Here is a 13,518-nt window from a genome sequence, read left to right as displayed (position 1 = left end):
TAGGTCCGAGTCGTGATCGACGCCCATGAGATGGGCCACGAGAGCAGTACGCCCGAGGTCGTGCACGTGCGCGGACGTGGTGACTTCCCGGGACACAGCCGTCATCCAAACGGTGCCGCTCCTGCGCTGCACCTCCCAAACCAGAGTCGGACTACCGACGTCTGTCCTGGCTGGGCCGTGGCGGCCCTCACCCTTGCTCCTCGGAGGTCTCCCTGTTACGTTTGTTATTGTTCAACCACTAACAGAGGAGTATTCATGAGCGTCAACCCGACCCGCGAGCTCACCCCCGCACAGCACGCCCTGGCAGAGCACCTTCGGCTGGTGTCGTCCGGCCAGATCGACGAGTGGATCGAGCTGTACGCCGCGGACGGCACGGTCGAGTTCCCCTTCGCCCCCGCCGGTGTGCCTACCCTGGTGCAGGGACGCGAGGCGCTGATCGCCCACATGCGCGGCTTCCCGCAGACCTTCGACGTGAAGTTCGTCGACGTGAAGTTCATCGAGACGGCCAACCCCCGGACCGCGGTCGCCGAATACCGCTCGGAGGGAATCGCCCTCAGCACCGGCAAGCCGTACGAGCAGACAGTCATCACGGTGATCCGCCTCGACGAGGCGGGCCTGGTCGAGCAGTTCGTCGACTACTGGAATCCTCTCGTGGTCATCGAGGCCATGACCCCCGACGAGGCGGCCAGCGGCCAAGACGTGTCGTGGCCCTCGGAGCGTTGATCCCGGTGCGACGGGGTGAGACGGGTCGCCCACCCGTCTCACCCCGTCGCACCCTGTCCCACTCCGCAGTGAGAGACTGGGAGACATGCCCGCCCCTGGCTCCAGAGTGAAGAGCGATCAACGCCGTCGAGTCGTGCTGGACGCTGCCGTGGCCTGCTTTGCGCGCAAGGGTTACTACGGCACGACCACTGGTGAGATCGCCGAACGGGCCGAAATCTCTCAGCCCTACGTCTACCGCCTGTTCGCCAGCAAGGAGGCGTTGTTCGCCGGTGCCATCCTCCACGTGTCCGAGCTGATCTCGGATGCTCTGACCGGCGCCGAAGCCGGCGCCGATGAGGCCGGGCCGCACCGGCAGCCGGAGGCGGTGATGCGTGCGATCCGGTCCGCCTACAGCACCCTGATCGAGGACCGGGACGTCATGCGGTTCCTCATGCAGGCCAGTTGCGCAGCCGATGAGCCGCTCGTGGCTGAGGCGTTGCGCACGTGCTATGCCAGGCAGGTCGAACTCGTCAGTGAGCTCCTGAACCACGACGACGCTGCGGTCCGGCACTGGTTCGGCGCCGGTATGCTCGAAAATGTCACGCTGACCCTCGGCCTGGCCGACGTCGACGAGCCCTGGGCGCGGACCCTCAGCGGACAACGGTCTCGTTCGGACGGCGGTAGCTTCGCCCACCGGGAGTCGCCGTAGCTTCCGCCGAAAAACAGGCGGCTATGTAGGCGGCCGGCCAGGCCGTCCCACTTCCTTGGAACTGGGACGCCGTCCGACGGTGTCGACGTCGATCGACACTGCCCAGGTCAGGACCGTCCCAGAAGTTGTGCCACAAGTGCGTCCCGGATTAGTACTCCAGTGCGGTTTCGTGATCTGTCCAGCAGGATCGTCGTCGGTAGTGGCTGCGGCGGGCTGTTGCCTGGTGGCGTCTGCGCCAGTGGGACCAGTGCAGCAGTCTGCCCGCGGTCACGGCCGGTGCCGTGAGGACGGCGGCGAGCAGGTGGCGGATCTCGGGGACGGTCAACGTGATCGGGTCGCTGCCGCGGGTGGGGTGGAGTGGATCGACGGGCCGTTGTGGTGCCGGGTCGGCGGCAAGGGCGGTCAGGAACGCCGGCGCGAGCATGGCGAGCGTGATGTGCCGGTGCCGTGATGTCCAGTTGCGGACCTGGTAGTGGTCGAGTCCGACCTGGCCCTTGGCGGCCTGGAAGCACTCCTCGATGCTCCAGCGGATCCCGGCGACGCGGACCAGTTCGGCCAGAGGCACTTCGGCGGGTGACCAGCACAGGCAGAAGGCGAGTTCGCCGGTGGTGCGGTTGCGACGGATGAGCAGGTGGCGGTGTTCGTCGGTGCCGATGTGGCTCCAGGCCCAGTCGTAGTGGCGCGGGCCCTTCGCGCCGCTGCCCGCGCTGTGCCGCTGCCAGGCGGTGGCGGGCAGGCGTGCGGCGAGGGTGTCGGCGCGGATGGGGGTGCGGCCTGAGTTGATCCGCACCCTGGTCGAGCAGGCGACCGCGAGAACGTAGCCGGTCCCGCGTGCCTCCAGGGCGGCACGCAGTCGCGGGTCCTGACCGTAGGCTTCGTCACCGGTCACCCACGGTGCCGGCGCCCCGGAGTCCAGCGCGGCGGCGATCATCTCCCAGGCCAGGCGGGGCTTGGTCGCGAACTCGGTCTCGTCGGGTATCCCGGCCATCCGGCGGCGTTCGGGATCGGTGCACCAGGACAGTTCGGGCAGGTAGAGGCGGCGGTCGATCAGAGCCCGTCCCCGGCTGGTGGCGTAGGCGAGGAAGACGCCGACCTGGGAGTTCTCGATGCGCCCGGCGGTGCCGGTGTACTGGCGCTGGACGCCCGCCGAGGCGCGGCCCTTCTTCACGAAGCCGGTCTCGTCCACGATCAGCACCGCGCCCTCGGTGCCGAGGTGTTCGACGGCGTAGGCCCGGATATCGTCACGGACGGCGTCGGCGTCCCAGCGGGCGTAGCGCAACAGCCGCTATGGCCAAACGTCCCGGTTGACGATCAGGCGTCGAAGTGCGCAGGGCCTTCGGCCGGGATCCATGACCTGACGCCTACCGCTGTTTTCCGTTCGGACACTCCCCGAGAGCCGGGCCCGGCACGAACCGCCCCGTCGTGCCGGGTCCCACTGCTCCGGTGTGCCGGCGCACGCACCCTCGTTCGGTGCGCCGGCACACACGGCCCAGACCCTGCCGGCCCGGACATGGAGGAAACCGGTGTGCCTCGGCAGGGTCTTCCGCGCGGGGCCGCGTCGGGGGTGGGCGCGGGCCCGCGGTCCTGGGGTGGTGCGGTGCCGCCCCGCCGGCGCCGGGTGGGCGCGGGGCGGTCGGTGAAGGTCGCGGCCCGGCCGCCGCCCGGGGTGGTGGGGCGGCCGGTGAGGTGCGGGGGTGACCCGCGCAGGTCAGTTGTCGTACGGGCGGCGGGCCTTGGCCTCCTTGGTGGCCAGCGCCCACCAGCTCAGCTTGTCCCAGAGGACCTTGGCGGCCGCCTCCGCGTCCGTGGGGTCGGTCAGGTTGCCCTCGGCGTCGAACTGCGCCCAGGGGCCGTGGAAGCTGATGGCGTCACGGACCGGGACGGCGTGCAGCTCGTTGAAGATGTGCCGCAGCTGCTGGACGGCGCGCAGACCGCCGGCGAGGCCGCCGTAGCCGACGAAGCCGACGGGCTTGGCGTGCCACTCGTACTGGGTCCAGTCCGCGGCGGCCTTCAGCGCGGCCGGGAAGCTGTGGTTGTACTCCGGCGTCACCACGACGAAGCCGTCCGCCGCGGACAGCCGGGCGGAGAACGCCGCGAGCAGTTCGGCGACCTCGGGCGACGGCTCGTCGGTCAGGGCGGTCGGCAGCGGGAAGTCCGCGAGGTCGACCAGGTCGACCTCGATGTCGTCGCGTCCGTCGGCGGTGCCGACGAACCAGTTCGCGATCGTGGGCCCGAATCGGCCCTTGCGCACACTCGACAGGATCACGGCCACGCGGATGCGGTCACTCGACATGTCAGCCCTTTCACGGCGGTTCACTTCCTCCACCCATAGAAGAACAAACCTGCACGCTGGTTTTCAAGTCGTATCGAAGAATCCGATGGGACGCACCGCTGCCGGGCCCGCCGCCCAAGGGGCGGGCCCGGCAGTCGGGAGGGCCCTCAGGAGGGCCGGTCAGTCGACGCTCTGCAGGATGTGGGGTTCGGCGAGGTCCTCCTCGTAACCGGCCAGGCGGATCGGAGCGGACCTCCCCCAGACCTCCAGGAACCCCGGATCCGGGGGCAGCGGGCCCCGTCCCGCGCCCTGCCCCGGCCGCTCGGGCGTCCGTTGTGCTGCCATCCGCTCTCTCCCTTCTCCCGGTGGGGTGGTTCAGCGTGCGGCGGCCCCGGTCCGTACCGGGGGAGTGCTCTGCGGCTCGCCGGCCGTCTCCCCGGACGTGAGGGCCTCGGCCAGCTGCCTGGCCAGCTCCAGCCGCCGGATCTTCGCGGTGGCCGTGCGCGGCAGGTCGGACAGCCGGCGCTGGACGGGCGTGCCCAGGACGGGCCCGCCCGCGACGGCGGCCTTCCAGCGCTCCGGGTCGAGCGGCTTGTCGCCGCGGGTGCACACCACCGGTACGGGCTGCTTGTCGGGGCCGGGCACGATGACCAGCTCGGTCAGCTCGTCCAGCTTGTGCAGCACCGCGTCCTCGATCTCCAGGGTGGAGTCGATGCCCGGGATGACGTCGACCTCCCGGTCGAGCAGGTGCAGACAGCCCCACTTGGTGCGGTAGCCGACGTCCCCACCCCGCCACCACTCGCCGATGACCTGCTTGTCGAAGCGCTCCTGCTCGCCGTAGTACGTCAGCGCGCGGCCGGCCGTGGCGACGTCGATGTAGCCGGGGTTCTCCTTCGACGGCCGGGCGCCGCCCCGCGACACCAGCCGGTACTTGGTCATGCCGGGCGTGGAATAGCCCTGGCAGCGGCCGTCGGCCTTCAGGGCGTTGCGGCGCCGGTAGGTGCGGCCGGCCAGCGGACCGCACTCGCTCTGCCCGTACACCTGGAGGAACACCGGGCTGCGGCGGTCCGTGGCGTGCAGGAACTTGTGCATCGTGCTGGGGTGGATCGCGTCGAAGGTGCTGTTGAAGTACTTGACGTTGGAGATCGGCCGACGCGGGTCCTCGAGCATCTCCTCCCACTCCAGGAAGGAGTTGGGGTGGGTCTCCAGGACGCCCGGACGGTGGCGGACCAGCATGTCGGCGACGTGCGCCGGGCTGCCGTCGTCCATGAAGACCATCGGCATGCCGCGCGTCTGCAGCACGGCCAGGCCCAGGTACATCCGCGAGTGCACGTACGACACGTGCATGGCGACCGTCTCCCGCTTGCGGATGAAGGAGACGACCTTGTCCTGCCAGTTGCCGCGGGCGCCCAGCGAACGGGCCGAGTGCACCACCAGCTTGGGCACGCCGGTCGTCCCGGAGGTGTGCGTCATCAGGGCCGGCTGGTCGGGGTCGAGCAGCACCGGCCTGCGCTCCGGCGCGCCCGCCAGGTCCGCGAGCGTGACGGCGTCCGGGTGGGGGCCCGTCGCGCTGAGGACCCGCTCGGTCAGCTCGCGCAGCGGCAGGCCGGCCAGCGAGCCGTTCAGCTTCGCCTCGTCGGTGAGCAGGGTGGGGCGCTCGAGCCGCTCCAGCAGCTTGCCGATCGTCTCGCCGTCCAGATGCGGGGAGAGCATCGCCGGCACCGCGCCGATCCGGGCCACCGCGCAGGCCAGCACCGTGATGTCGAAGCTCGACTTCTTGTACACGGCCACGTGCTCGCTGGGGCGCACGCCCGCGGCCCACAGCCGGTCGGCGGTGTCGGCCACGAGCCGGGCGAACTCCCGGACGGTCAGCTTCTGGCCCACCTCCGGGAATGCCTCCATGTCGTGGTCGAGCGTGATCGGGGTGTCGCCGTACTTCTGCGCGGCACGCTCGGAGACGACTCCGAGGTAGAGGAACTTCTTGCTTTTCGGCACCTTGAACATCAGGACTCTTCCTCCGAGAACCGACACGCGAAAACGGGAATTCCTCCGGAAAATCTCCCATGCGAATGCGTCGCGAGAAAGGGGAGGTCCGTCAATGTGTCATATCGCGGGGAAAAGGAAAGGCCGGGCCGCGCGGAGAGCGCGGTCCGGCCGGCCGTGTGCGGCACACGGGATCGAAAAAGGGCGTCAGCCCTTCTTCAGCCCCTGCTTGAGCGCTTCGGCCACCTGCATCGTGCGCACGGTCTGGTAGCCGACGGCGGCGAGGTTGTCGTCGGTGACGTTCTGCGCGAGGTGGCCGGGGATGGCCTGCAGGCCCGAGGTGGCGCTGACCCCGTAGGGGTTGCCGTTGCTCGGCGTGAGCAGGATGTCGTCGGTGACGCCGGGCGGCACGATGACGGCCCCCCAGTGGTAGAAGACGTTGCTCAGGGACAGGATCGTGGACTCCTGGCCGCCGTGCGGGGTTCCCGTCGAGGTGAACGCGGACATCGCCTTGTTCATCAGGCCGCGCCGCGCGTGCAGTTCGAAGGTCTGGTCGATGAAGTGCTTGAGCGGTCCGGCCAGCAGGCCGTAGCGGCCCGGCGTGCCCCAGACGACGGCGTCGGCCCAGTCCAGGTCGTCGATGGCGGCCACCTGTACCTCGCCGGCGGCGGCCGCGTGTTCGTTGTTCGCCTGGGTCCATTCCTTGTAGTTGGGCGCGAGCGGCTCGTCGGTGATTTCGGCGACCCGCCGCAGCCGTACCTCGGCCCCGGCCTTCTCAGCCGCCTCGGCGGCGGCGACAGCCAGCTTGTGGATGTTTCCGGTGGCCGAATAGTAGACGATGGCGACATTGGTCATGCCTGTACTGCTCCCTCATCGGATTGAGTGCTCGAGCCGTCTTCCGGCTGCGAGTTCGCGCTCCATGGTGTCGCGGGCACGGCAGATGGGCCACCGGGATCCGATAGTCCGTCAAGTTCCCTCCTCTTCCGGCCGGTCGGCCGGTTTCCCGGCCTTGCGCGGCGGTGCTGCGGCAGGCCGGCGGCGGGTCACTCCCCGCCCGCCTCGACGCCCGGCGGGTTGTCGATGATGTAGCGCCAGAGGCCGTCGGCACCGCGCCGGGCCACGTCGGTGGCGGTGCCCTCGATGTGGACGTGCTCCCCGTCGGGCTTGGTGCCGTCGATGACGAAGTCGCCGATCAGCAGGGCCGTGTCGTCGTAGACGTACGTGTGCCGCAGGCTGATCTCGATCGGGACGCCCAGGGCGAGGAAGCTGCTGGTCGCCCGGCGGCGGCCGTCACCGGTCACCACCACGCCCGGCTGCAGTACCCGCACCGCCTCCGGTTCGAAGAGCCGGTCGATGGCGCCGAGGTCCTTGGCGTTGAAGGCCTCGACGAAGACCGAGGGCAACCGGGCCGGGTCACTGACTGCCATGATCTCTCTCCCCTCGGGTCAGGCGGCGGCGGGAGCGGCGGCGGCGGCCTTCAGCGCCGCGGCGACCTGGATGGTGCGGCGGGTCTGGTAGGCGATGGCGCCGGCGTTCTCGTCGTGGATGAAGCCGGCGCGGTTGCCGGTCACGGTGCTCGCGCCGTACGGGTTGCCGTTGTTCTTCTCGTACAGCACCGGGTCGGCGGAGCCGGTGGCGACGATGACCGAACCCCAGTGGCAGATCGCGTTGTGCAGCGCGAGGATCGCCGTCACCTGGCCGCCGTGCTCGGCGGAGCCGGAGGCGAAGGCGGAGACGGCCTTGTCGAGCAGCTTGCCGTGGATCGACAGCGACGAGGAGGTGTTGATGAACTGCATCAGCTGCGGGGCGGCCAGTCCGAAGTGGACGGGCGAGCCGAGCAGGACCGCGTCGGCCCACTCCAGGTCGTCCAGCGTCGCCTCGGGTATGTCCGCCACGCTGGCGGCGTGCTCCTGGGAGCCGGGCCGTCCGGTGGCCGCGAGTTCGGGCACCCGGCGCAACCGCACCTCGGCGCCCTCCGCGGCGGCGGCGTCCGCGGCCGCCTGGGCGAGCTGGTGGGTGGAGCCGGTGGACGAGTAGTAGATGACGGCGACGTTGGTCATGGTCGGGCGCTCCCTGGGCGTACGGGGTCATGAGTACGTGGGCGGTGGAATGTGCGGCCGCCGGCCACATCGTTCTGCGCCGGGCGGGGGCGCCGCAACGAAGGGCCCGCGAGTGCGTCAGGTCGTACGCCCGCCGCGCACGACGCCGCAGACGGCGACCGCCAGGGCCAGCGCCAGGAACAGCGCCAGCGAGGCGAACCGATCGAAGTGGGCGGCGAGTTGGGCGCCCGCCCCGGCTCCCACGTTGAGCGTGAAGCCGTACAGGGCGATCGCCGTGGTCTGGGCCGCAGCCCCGGCCCGGGCGCCGACCGACTGAATGAGCGCGGGACCGAGCGTGGAGAAGCCCGCCATGAACGCGAACAGGGCGGCCCCGAGCGCGACGGCGTCGTTCCCGCCGAGGGCGGCGGCCAGCAGCGCGGCGACGGTCACCAGGAGCGCCCCGGTGGCGCGGCGGGAGGCGGGGAAACGGGCCAGGAAGGGGGCGACCAGGGCGGCGCCCAGCAGCGCCGGCAGGGCGCTGGCGCGCAGCGCGAGCAGCGGCCCGCCGCCGTCCGTCACCTCGTCGGGCCCGTACAGCTGGACTCCGGTGTAGAGGGCGGTGAGGCTGCCCGCGCCGACCAGGATGACCAGGTACAGCGGGATCATCCGGGAGCCCAGGGCGGTCTTCACGCCGGAGAGGCCGCCCCCGTTCTGCCGCTCCTCGGGCAGCAGGACCCGCCAGGAGACGACGGCCCCCGCCAGCAGCAGCGGCACGGTCCCCCAGAACGTCCACACCCAGCCGAACCACGCCGCCACCAGCTGCGCCTCGACCTGGCCGATCACGACCGTGGCCCCCATGCAGGCGGAGACCACGGTCAGGGCCAGGGAGGCGCGGTGCGGGGCGACGCGGGCGTTGATGTAGGCGTACGCCATGGGGATGAACGAGCCCGCGAACAGGCCTTGCAGGGCGCGCAGGACGACCCCGTCGGTCAGGGAGGCCGCCAGGGGCAGCAGGGCGGTGACGACGGCCGTGGCGAGGACGCTGGCCACCATCACGGTGCGCCGCCCCCAGCGGGTGGACAGCGGCCCGCTGAGCAGCGAGCCCACCGCGTGGGCGAAGGCGAACGCGGTGGTCGAGGCCGCCGCCGCTCCGGTCGACACGCCCCAGGCGCCGGCGAGTTCCGGCATGAGCGGGATGGTGACGTACATCTGGCCGACCACGAGCACGCCCATCACGGACACGGTGGCGACGGTCGCGACGAGCGGTGCGGTCCCCGGCGTCACCGAGGGCGGGGCCTCGGCGACCGATAATTTCGACATACACCTACCCTCGGAGGCCCCCCGGCCCCCGGCAACCGCTCGCCTGGCTATCCGTCAAGTCCCGCTCCGCGCGCCGGTGCTTTCCGGCCCGGCTGTCCAGGGAGCCGGCCGCCGCTCCTGTTCGAGGACGGCGTGCACAACGGAACCGTGCCAGCGATCTCGCGCAGTGACAGGTGTTCCTCGTCGCGCAGCCGGAGGGCGGTGGCGAGCAGGTCTTCGTCGCAGACCTTGACGCCGCCGATCGCCCTGCCTTTCGTACGGGCGGTCCTCTGGCCTTCGAGGGTCTTGTCGCGGATGTGGTCGCGCTCGGACTCCGTCATGGCGGCGAAGAAGGTGAATAGGGCGGCCCCGTACCCGGCCGGGTCATGCTTCCCTGCCAGGGGGCCGGTAAGGAACTCCAGCTCGATCTCCGCGTCCCGCAGCTCCTCGGCGACCTTCGGCAGCTCCAGGGCGCCGCGGCCCAGGCGCTTCGTCTCGTGCACCACGAGCGTGACCTTCGCGCCCAGCGAGCGGTACTCGCGGGCCACCGCCAGGGCGGCCTTCGTCTCGGGGCGTTCCCCGACCCGGGTGCTGATCTGCTGCTGGAAGGTGCCGGGAAGGCGGTCCTTCCTCTGCGGCGCGGGTCAGCGCTGCGATCCGGATTCCGCTGCGGACAGCCTCTCCGGTGCCGTGCCCTCCGTGAGGCTCAGCTCCTGGGTCCCTACGACGGACAGCAGTTCCAGCTGCTCGGCTCCCGGGCTTCCGGGCGGGGCGGTGAACCACAGCAGTCGTTGCCGTCCGTCCTCGCTGAGGAGGTTGTGGCAGTCGAGTTCGATGACGCCGAGCATGGGGTGGACGATCCTCTTGTGGTCCATGCGGCGCACCGCGACGTCGTGGGTGTCCCAGAGGGCTGCGAACTCCTGGCTGCGGCGGCGCAGCACGGCGACCATCTTCGTGACCTCCGCGTCCCGGCCGCGCCGGGCGGCCGCTGCCTGGAGGTCGGCCACGAACACCCGGGAGTGGTGCGGGTGGTCCTCGGGCGGGTACATCTCGCGCGCCTGCGGGTCGGTGAACCAGCGGTACACGAAGCTCGCCGCCGGGCCGCGGTGTGCCGGGGACTTGCCGAGCAGGGTCAGCGCCAGGTCGTTTTCCACCAGGGTTTCGTGCAGGTCGGTGATGACGCGCGCGGGGGTGTTGGACAGCCGGTCCAGAAGTCCGAGGAGCGCGGGCTGCACGTGTGCCGATGTTCCGTGTGCGGGCGGAGGGACCGGCCGTCCGGCCAGGTGAAACAGGTGGTCGCGCTCGTCGCCGTTCAGGCGCAGGGCTCGGGCGAGGGCGGCCAGTGTCTGGGTCGAGGGCTGCACGCCGTTCTTTGCGCTGCCGCGTTCCAGCTCGGTGTAGTAGTCGGCTGACAGCCCTGCCAGCTGCGCGACTTCCTCGCGGCGCAGTCCGGGGACGCGTCGGCGCGGGCCTTGGGGGAGACCGACCTCGGCGGGGCGGATACGGTCGCGGCGGGTCCTGAGGAAGGCACCGAGTTCTGGAAGGTTCACCCCTCCATGGTCGCTCGTACGCCGGAGCGCAGCCAGGGGGTGGCATCCCCTGGGTAGACGCAGCCCTGGCTGGGGATGGGGGACCGGCCGATCGTGGAGGACGCGGCAGGGCGACGGCAAGGCCGCGGCCCGGCCCCCCATCCACCACAGGAGTCAGCTATGCCTATCCCCGCTTCCCTCGACGGGACCGCTGCCCCGGCCCAGCCCTCCGCCTCACCCCGTGTCGCGATCGTCGCCGGCGGCTCGCGCGGCATCGGCCGCCGGACCGTCGGCCGGCTGGCCGCCGACGGGTACGCCGTCGTGGTCGGCTGTGCCAACAACCAGGACGAGGCCGAAGCCGCCGTGAAGGAGGTCGTCACCGGCGGTGGCCGGGCTGTCGCAGTGCGCGCAGACGTCGCCGACGAACGTGCGGTCGCGGCCCTGTTCGACACTGCCGAAGCGGAGTTCGGCGGGGTCGACGTCGTCGTGCACGCGGCCGGGCGGATGCACCTGGCGCCGATCGCCGAGCTGGACCTGGCCGTCCTGGACGACCTGCACCGCACCAACATCCGCGGCACGTTCGTCGTCGTCCAGCAGGCCGCCCGTCGGGTGCGCCCCGGCGGCGCGATCGTGACGTTCTCCACGTCCGTGGTGGGGCTGGCCTTCCCGGGCTACGGCGCGTACGCCGCCAGCAAGGGCGCGGTCGAGGCGCTGACGCTGATCCTGGCCCGGGAGCTGCGGGGCCGGGACGTCACCGCCAACACCGTCGCGCCCGGCCCCACGGCCACCGACCTGTTCCTGGACGGCAAGGACGAGGAGATCATCGCCCGCCTGGCCGCCCAGCCCCCGCTGGAGCGCCTCGGTACCCCGGCCGACATCGCCGAGGTCGTCGTGTTCCTGGCCTCCCCGGCCGGCCACTGGATCAACGGACAGGTCATCCGCGCCAACGGCGGAATCATCTGAACCGCCCGCAGCCACCCCGTCGGTCAACGAAAGGCCCTGTCATGAGGAACGACGAAACAGAGAAGGCCGTCCTCTTCACCGGGGCCTCCAGCGGCATCGGGGCACTGTCCGTGCGTGCACCGGCCCTCGCCGGTCACACCGTGTACGCGGTCATCCGCCAGATCGCGACCCGCAACGCGACCGCGGCGGCCGGCCCGACGCGCTACGGCACCGACCACCGGGCCGACGTGCACACCGTCGAGCTGGACGTCACCTCCCAGGACTCCGCCGACGCCGCAGTCGACCGGATCTTCGCCGAGCGCGGCCGGCTGGACGCGGTCGTGCACAACGCCGGGCACATGGTTCTGGGCGCCGCCGAGGCGTTCACCGCAGAGCAGTTCGCGGACCTGTACGACGTGAATGTTCTGCACACCCAGCGCGTCAACCGCGCCGCCCTGCCGAAGCTGCGTGAGCAGGGCTCGGGACTGCTGGTGTGGATCGGCAGCTCCAGCACCCGCGGTGGCTGCTCCCCGTTCCTGGCCCCGTACTTCGCCGCCAAGGCCGCGATGGGCACCCTGGCCGTCAGCTACGCCGCCGAGGTGCTCCCGTTCGACACCGGGCACCGCGATCGTGGTGCCCGGTGCGTTCACCACCGGCACCAACCACTTCGCCAACGCGGGCGCCCCCGCCAACGTCGACGTGCGGAAGCCTACGACCTGCGTCACCGACCCCTGACGGGTGATCTGGGCAAGCGCCTGGCCGCGCTCATCCCTTCGGACGCCGATGTGACCGAGGTCGCTGAAGCCGTCGCGCGACTGGTCGCGATGAAGCGTGGCGCTCGGCCTCTGCACACCCACATGGACCCCAGCCGAGACGGCAGCGAAGTCGTCTCCGCGGTCGCCGACCGCCTCCGCGCCGACTTCTTCCGCCGCATCGGACTGGACAGCCTGCTCACCGCAGGCAGCTCCCCGTAACGCCCCACTGAGAGAAGGAACAACCAGCCGTGCCTTTCGCGAACTTCAAGGTCCCCGAGAAGACCCTCACCCCGAAGCAGAAGGAGGAGATCGTCACCCGCACCACCGAGCTATATGTCGAGATCTACGGCGAGCGCGCCCGTAACAACACCATGGTTCTGGTCGAGGAGGTCGCCGACGGCGGCTGGGGCATCTCCGGCAACGTGCTGACCCTCGCCATGCTCGGCGAGGCGGCACCGACCGACACCAGCGACGCCTGACCGCACCGGCCGTCATCCGGCCGAGACAGCACCTTGAAACCGAGGGCCGCCGGGTCGGGCGTCCGGCCACACGGCCTCGTTCATCCGGGGGCCGGCGGGGAGCTGACACCCCTGAGCCGCTATCGGACGAGGTGGCTCTCGATGTGGTCGAGCACCGCTGACACGGCCTGCCGGTAGGCGGTGCTCGACCGGCGGACCTGGGACAGCAGCATGCCGCCCTGGATGGCGGCCAGCAGAGCGGTGGCGAGCGCGGCGGTGTCAGCGTGCTCGCTCAGCTCGCCGCGCGCCTGCATGCGTGCGAGTCCCGACCTGATGGGGCCTTCCCACCGGTCGAAGGCGGAGACGAGCCTGGTCCGTGCCGACTGGTCGCTGTCGGCGAGTTCGCTGGCGAGCGAGCCGATCTCGCAGCCGCCTTCGCATCCTCTGTCGTCCTGCCGGCTCGCTGCCCCGTCGCACCACTCGCGCAGGGCCTCGATGCTGTCCAGGCTGTCCAGCAGCGGACGCTGCCGGGCGAGCTGGGTGTCCGTCTGATGGTCGATGACCGCCAGGACCAAGCCCTGCTTGTCGCCGAAGTAGTGGTAGATCTGCGACGCGCTGACCCCGGCGGCTGCCTGGATGTCCGGGATGCTCGTGCCCCTCGCGCCCCGGTGGAACATCAGCTCCGCAGCGGTCTCGATGATGCGTTCGCGAGTCCTGCGACCGCCCTTGGTGAGCCGCTGCCTCTCCGGACCTCCGGCTTTCACTGATGTGTCCATGCGCCCACGCTACCAAAGTTGGAATTGACATTCCAACTATGTGCCGTCGATGAT

14 protein-coding genes and 2 pseudogenes are annotated in these 13,518 nt (G+C 70.8%); 5 read left to right on the top strand and 11 right to left on the bottom strand.

Features of this window, described 5'->3' with window-relative positions; all coding sequences use genetic code 11:
* Positions 1-255 precede the first annotated feature (255 nt).
* Positions 256-723, top strand: a complete 468-nt coding sequence (locus KYY02_RS30375) for a nuclear transport factor 2 family protein (RefSeq protein WP_017568687.1) — start codon at positions 256-258, stop codon at positions 721-723.
* A 133-nt stretch (positions 724-856) separates the two neighbouring features.
* Entirely contained in the window at positions 857-1,411 is a 555-nt protein-coding gene (locus tag KYY02_RS30370) for a TetR/AcrR family transcriptional regulator (protein ID WP_019711140.1), read from the top strand.
* A gap of 148 nt (positions 1,412-1,559) precedes the next feature.
* On the opposite strand, the pseudogene KYY02_RS30365 reads toward KYY02_RS30370, so the two are convergent.
* The 10 genes and pseudogenes from KYY02_RS30365 to KYY02_RS30320 all read right to left on the bottom strand — a co-directional run.
* A pseudogene (locus tag KYY02_RS30365) lies at positions 1,560-2,696 on the bottom strand (IS701 family transposase); the annotation flags it as partial.
* Positions 2,697-3,119: 423 nt separating this feature from the next.
* Positions 3,120-3,704: an NADPH-dependent FMN reductase gene (locus KYY02_RS30360; RefSeq protein WP_371243572.1), complete on the bottom strand. Its 585-nt coding sequence runs from the start codon at positions 3,702-3,704 to the stop codon at positions 3,120-3,122.
* Positions 3,705-3,863: 159 nt separating this feature from the next.
* A complete protein-coding gene (locus KYY02_RS30355) occupies positions 3,864-4,028 on the bottom strand; it encodes a hypothetical protein (protein WP_371243570.1) in 165 nt (54 codons plus the stop codon).
* A gap of 30 nt (positions 4,029-4,058) precedes the next feature.
* Positions 4,059-5,687 carry a class I adenylate-forming enzyme family protein gene (locus tag KYY02_RS30350; RefSeq protein WP_371243568.1) on the bottom strand — a complete coding sequence of 543 codons (1,629 nt, stop codon included), beginning with the start codon at positions 5,685-5,687 and terminating at the stop codon, positions 4,059-4,061.
* Positions 5,688-5,873: 186 nt separating this feature from the next.
* Positions 5,874-6,521, bottom strand: coding sequence for an NAD(P)H-dependent oxidoreductase (locus KYY02_RS30345; protein WP_371243566.1), 648 nt, complete (start codon positions 6,519-6,521; stop codon positions 5,874-5,876).
* 188 nt (positions 6,522-6,709) lie between these two features.
* A complete protein-coding gene (locus tag KYY02_RS30340; RefSeq protein WP_371243564.1) occupies positions 6,710-7,093 on the bottom strand; it encodes a YybH family protein in 384 nt (127 codons plus the stop codon).
* Between the two features lie 18 nt (positions 7,094-7,111).
* On the bottom strand, positions 7,112-7,726 hold the full coding sequence (locus tag KYY02_RS30335) for a flavodoxin family protein (RefSeq protein ID WP_371243562.1): 615 nt from the start codon (positions 7,724-7,726) through the stop codon (positions 7,112-7,114).
* Between the two features lie 117 nt (positions 7,727-7,843).
* Entirely contained in the window at positions 7,844-9,025 is a 1,182-nt protein-coding gene (locus KYY02_RS30330) for an MFS transporter (protein WP_371243560.1), read from the bottom strand.
* 47 nt (positions 9,026-9,072) lie between these two features.
* Positions 9,073-9,609, bottom strand: a pseudogene (locus KYY02_RS30325) (recombinase family protein); the annotation flags it as partial.
* Between the two features lie 39 nt (positions 9,610-9,648).
* Positions 9,649-10,554 (bottom strand): helix-turn-helix transcriptional regulator, encoded by a 906-nt coding sequence (locus tag KYY02_RS30320; protein WP_371243558.1) that lies wholly within the window; start codon positions 10,552-10,554, stop codon positions 9,649-9,651.
* 159 nt (positions 10,555-10,713) lie between these two features.
* Here KYY02_RS30320 and KYY02_RS30315 point away from each other — a divergent pair, with 159 nt between their 5' ends.
* The 3 genes from KYY02_RS30315 to KYY02_RS30305 are packed head-to-tail and all read left to right on the top strand — an operon-like array spanning position 10,714 to position 12,709.
* Entirely contained in the window at positions 10,714-11,496 is a 783-nt protein-coding gene (locus KYY02_RS30315; RefSeq protein ID WP_371243556.1) for an SDR family oxidoreductase, read from the top strand.
* Between the two features lie 41 nt (positions 11,497-11,537).
* Complete coding sequence (locus KYY02_RS30310; protein WP_371243554.1) at positions 11,538-12,449, top strand: SDR family NAD(P)-dependent oxidoreductase; 912 nt, start codon at positions 11,538-11,540, stop codon at positions 12,447-12,449.
* Positions 12,450-12,478: 29 nt separating this feature from the next.
* Positions 12,479-12,709 carry a tautomerase family protein gene (locus KYY02_RS30305; protein WP_189292379.1) on the top strand — a complete coding sequence of 77 codons (231 nt, stop codon included), beginning with the start codon at positions 12,479-12,481 and terminating at the stop codon, positions 12,707-12,709.
* Between the two features lie 119 nt (positions 12,710-12,828).
* On the opposite strand, the gene KYY02_RS30300 is transcribed toward KYY02_RS30305, so the two are convergent.
* Complete coding sequence (locus KYY02_RS30300; protein WP_371243551.1) at positions 12,829-13,464, bottom strand: TetR/AcrR family transcriptional regulator; 636 nt, start codon at positions 13,462-13,464, stop codon at positions 12,829-12,831.
* Positions 13,465-13,518 lie beyond the last annotated feature (54 nt).

It is taken from the genome of Streptomyces pimonensis, from assembly GCF_041380215.1.
Classification (GTDB): domain Bacteria; phylum Actinomycetota; class Actinomycetes; order Streptomycetales; family Streptomycetaceae; genus Streptomyces; species Streptomyces pimonensis.
This window is presented reverse-complemented; position numbering and strand designations above follow the sequence as displayed.

What these genes read in the sequence shown, in the direction of transcription:
- KYY02_RS30375 (WP_017568687.1), top strand. Translation starts at nt 256, where the DNA reads ATGAGCGTCAACCCGACCCGCGAGCTCACCCCCGCACAGCACGCCCTG.
- KYY02_RS30360 (WP_371243572.1), bottom strand. Translation starts at nt 3,704, where the DNA reads ATGTCGAGTGACCGCATCCGCGTGGCCGTGATCCTGTCGAGTGTGCGC.
- KYY02_RS30355 (WP_371243570.1), bottom strand. Translation starts at nt 4,028, where the DNA reads ATGGCAGCACAACGGACGCCCGAGCGGCCGGGGCAGGGCGCGGGACGG.
- KYY02_RS30350 (WP_371243568.1), bottom strand. Translation starts at nt 5,687, where the DNA reads ATGTTCAAGGTGCCGAAAAGCAAGAAGTTCCTCTACCTCGGAGTCGTC.
- KYY02_RS30345 (WP_371243566.1), bottom strand. Translation starts at nt 6,521, where the DNA reads ATGACCAATGTCGCCATCGTCTACTATTCGGCCACCGGAAACATCCAC.
- KYY02_RS30340 (WP_371243564.1), bottom strand. Translation starts at nt 7,093, where the DNA reads ATGGCAGTCAGTGACCCGGCCCGGTTGCCCTCGGTCTTCGTCGAGGCC.
- KYY02_RS30335 (WP_371243562.1), bottom strand. Translation starts at nt 7,726, where the DNA reads ATGACCAACGTCGCCGTCATCTACTACTCGTCCACCGGCTCCACCCAC.
- KYY02_RS30330 (WP_371243560.1), bottom strand. Translation starts at nt 9,025, where the DNA reads ATGTCGAAATTATCGGTCGCCGAGGCCCCGCCCTCGGTGACGCCGGGG.
- KYY02_RS30315 (WP_371243556.1), top strand. Translation starts at nt 10,714, where the DNA reads ATGCCTATCCCCGCTTCCCTCGACGGGACCGCTGCCCCGGCCCAGCCC.
- KYY02_RS30310 (WP_371243554.1), top strand. Translation starts at nt 11,538, where the DNA reads ATGAGGAACGACGAAACAGAGAAGGCCGTCCTCTTCACCGGGGCCTCC.
- KYY02_RS30300 (WP_371243551.1), bottom strand. Translation starts at nt 13,464, where the DNA reads ATGGACACATCAGTGAAAGCCGGAGGTCCGGAGAGGCAGCGGCTCACC.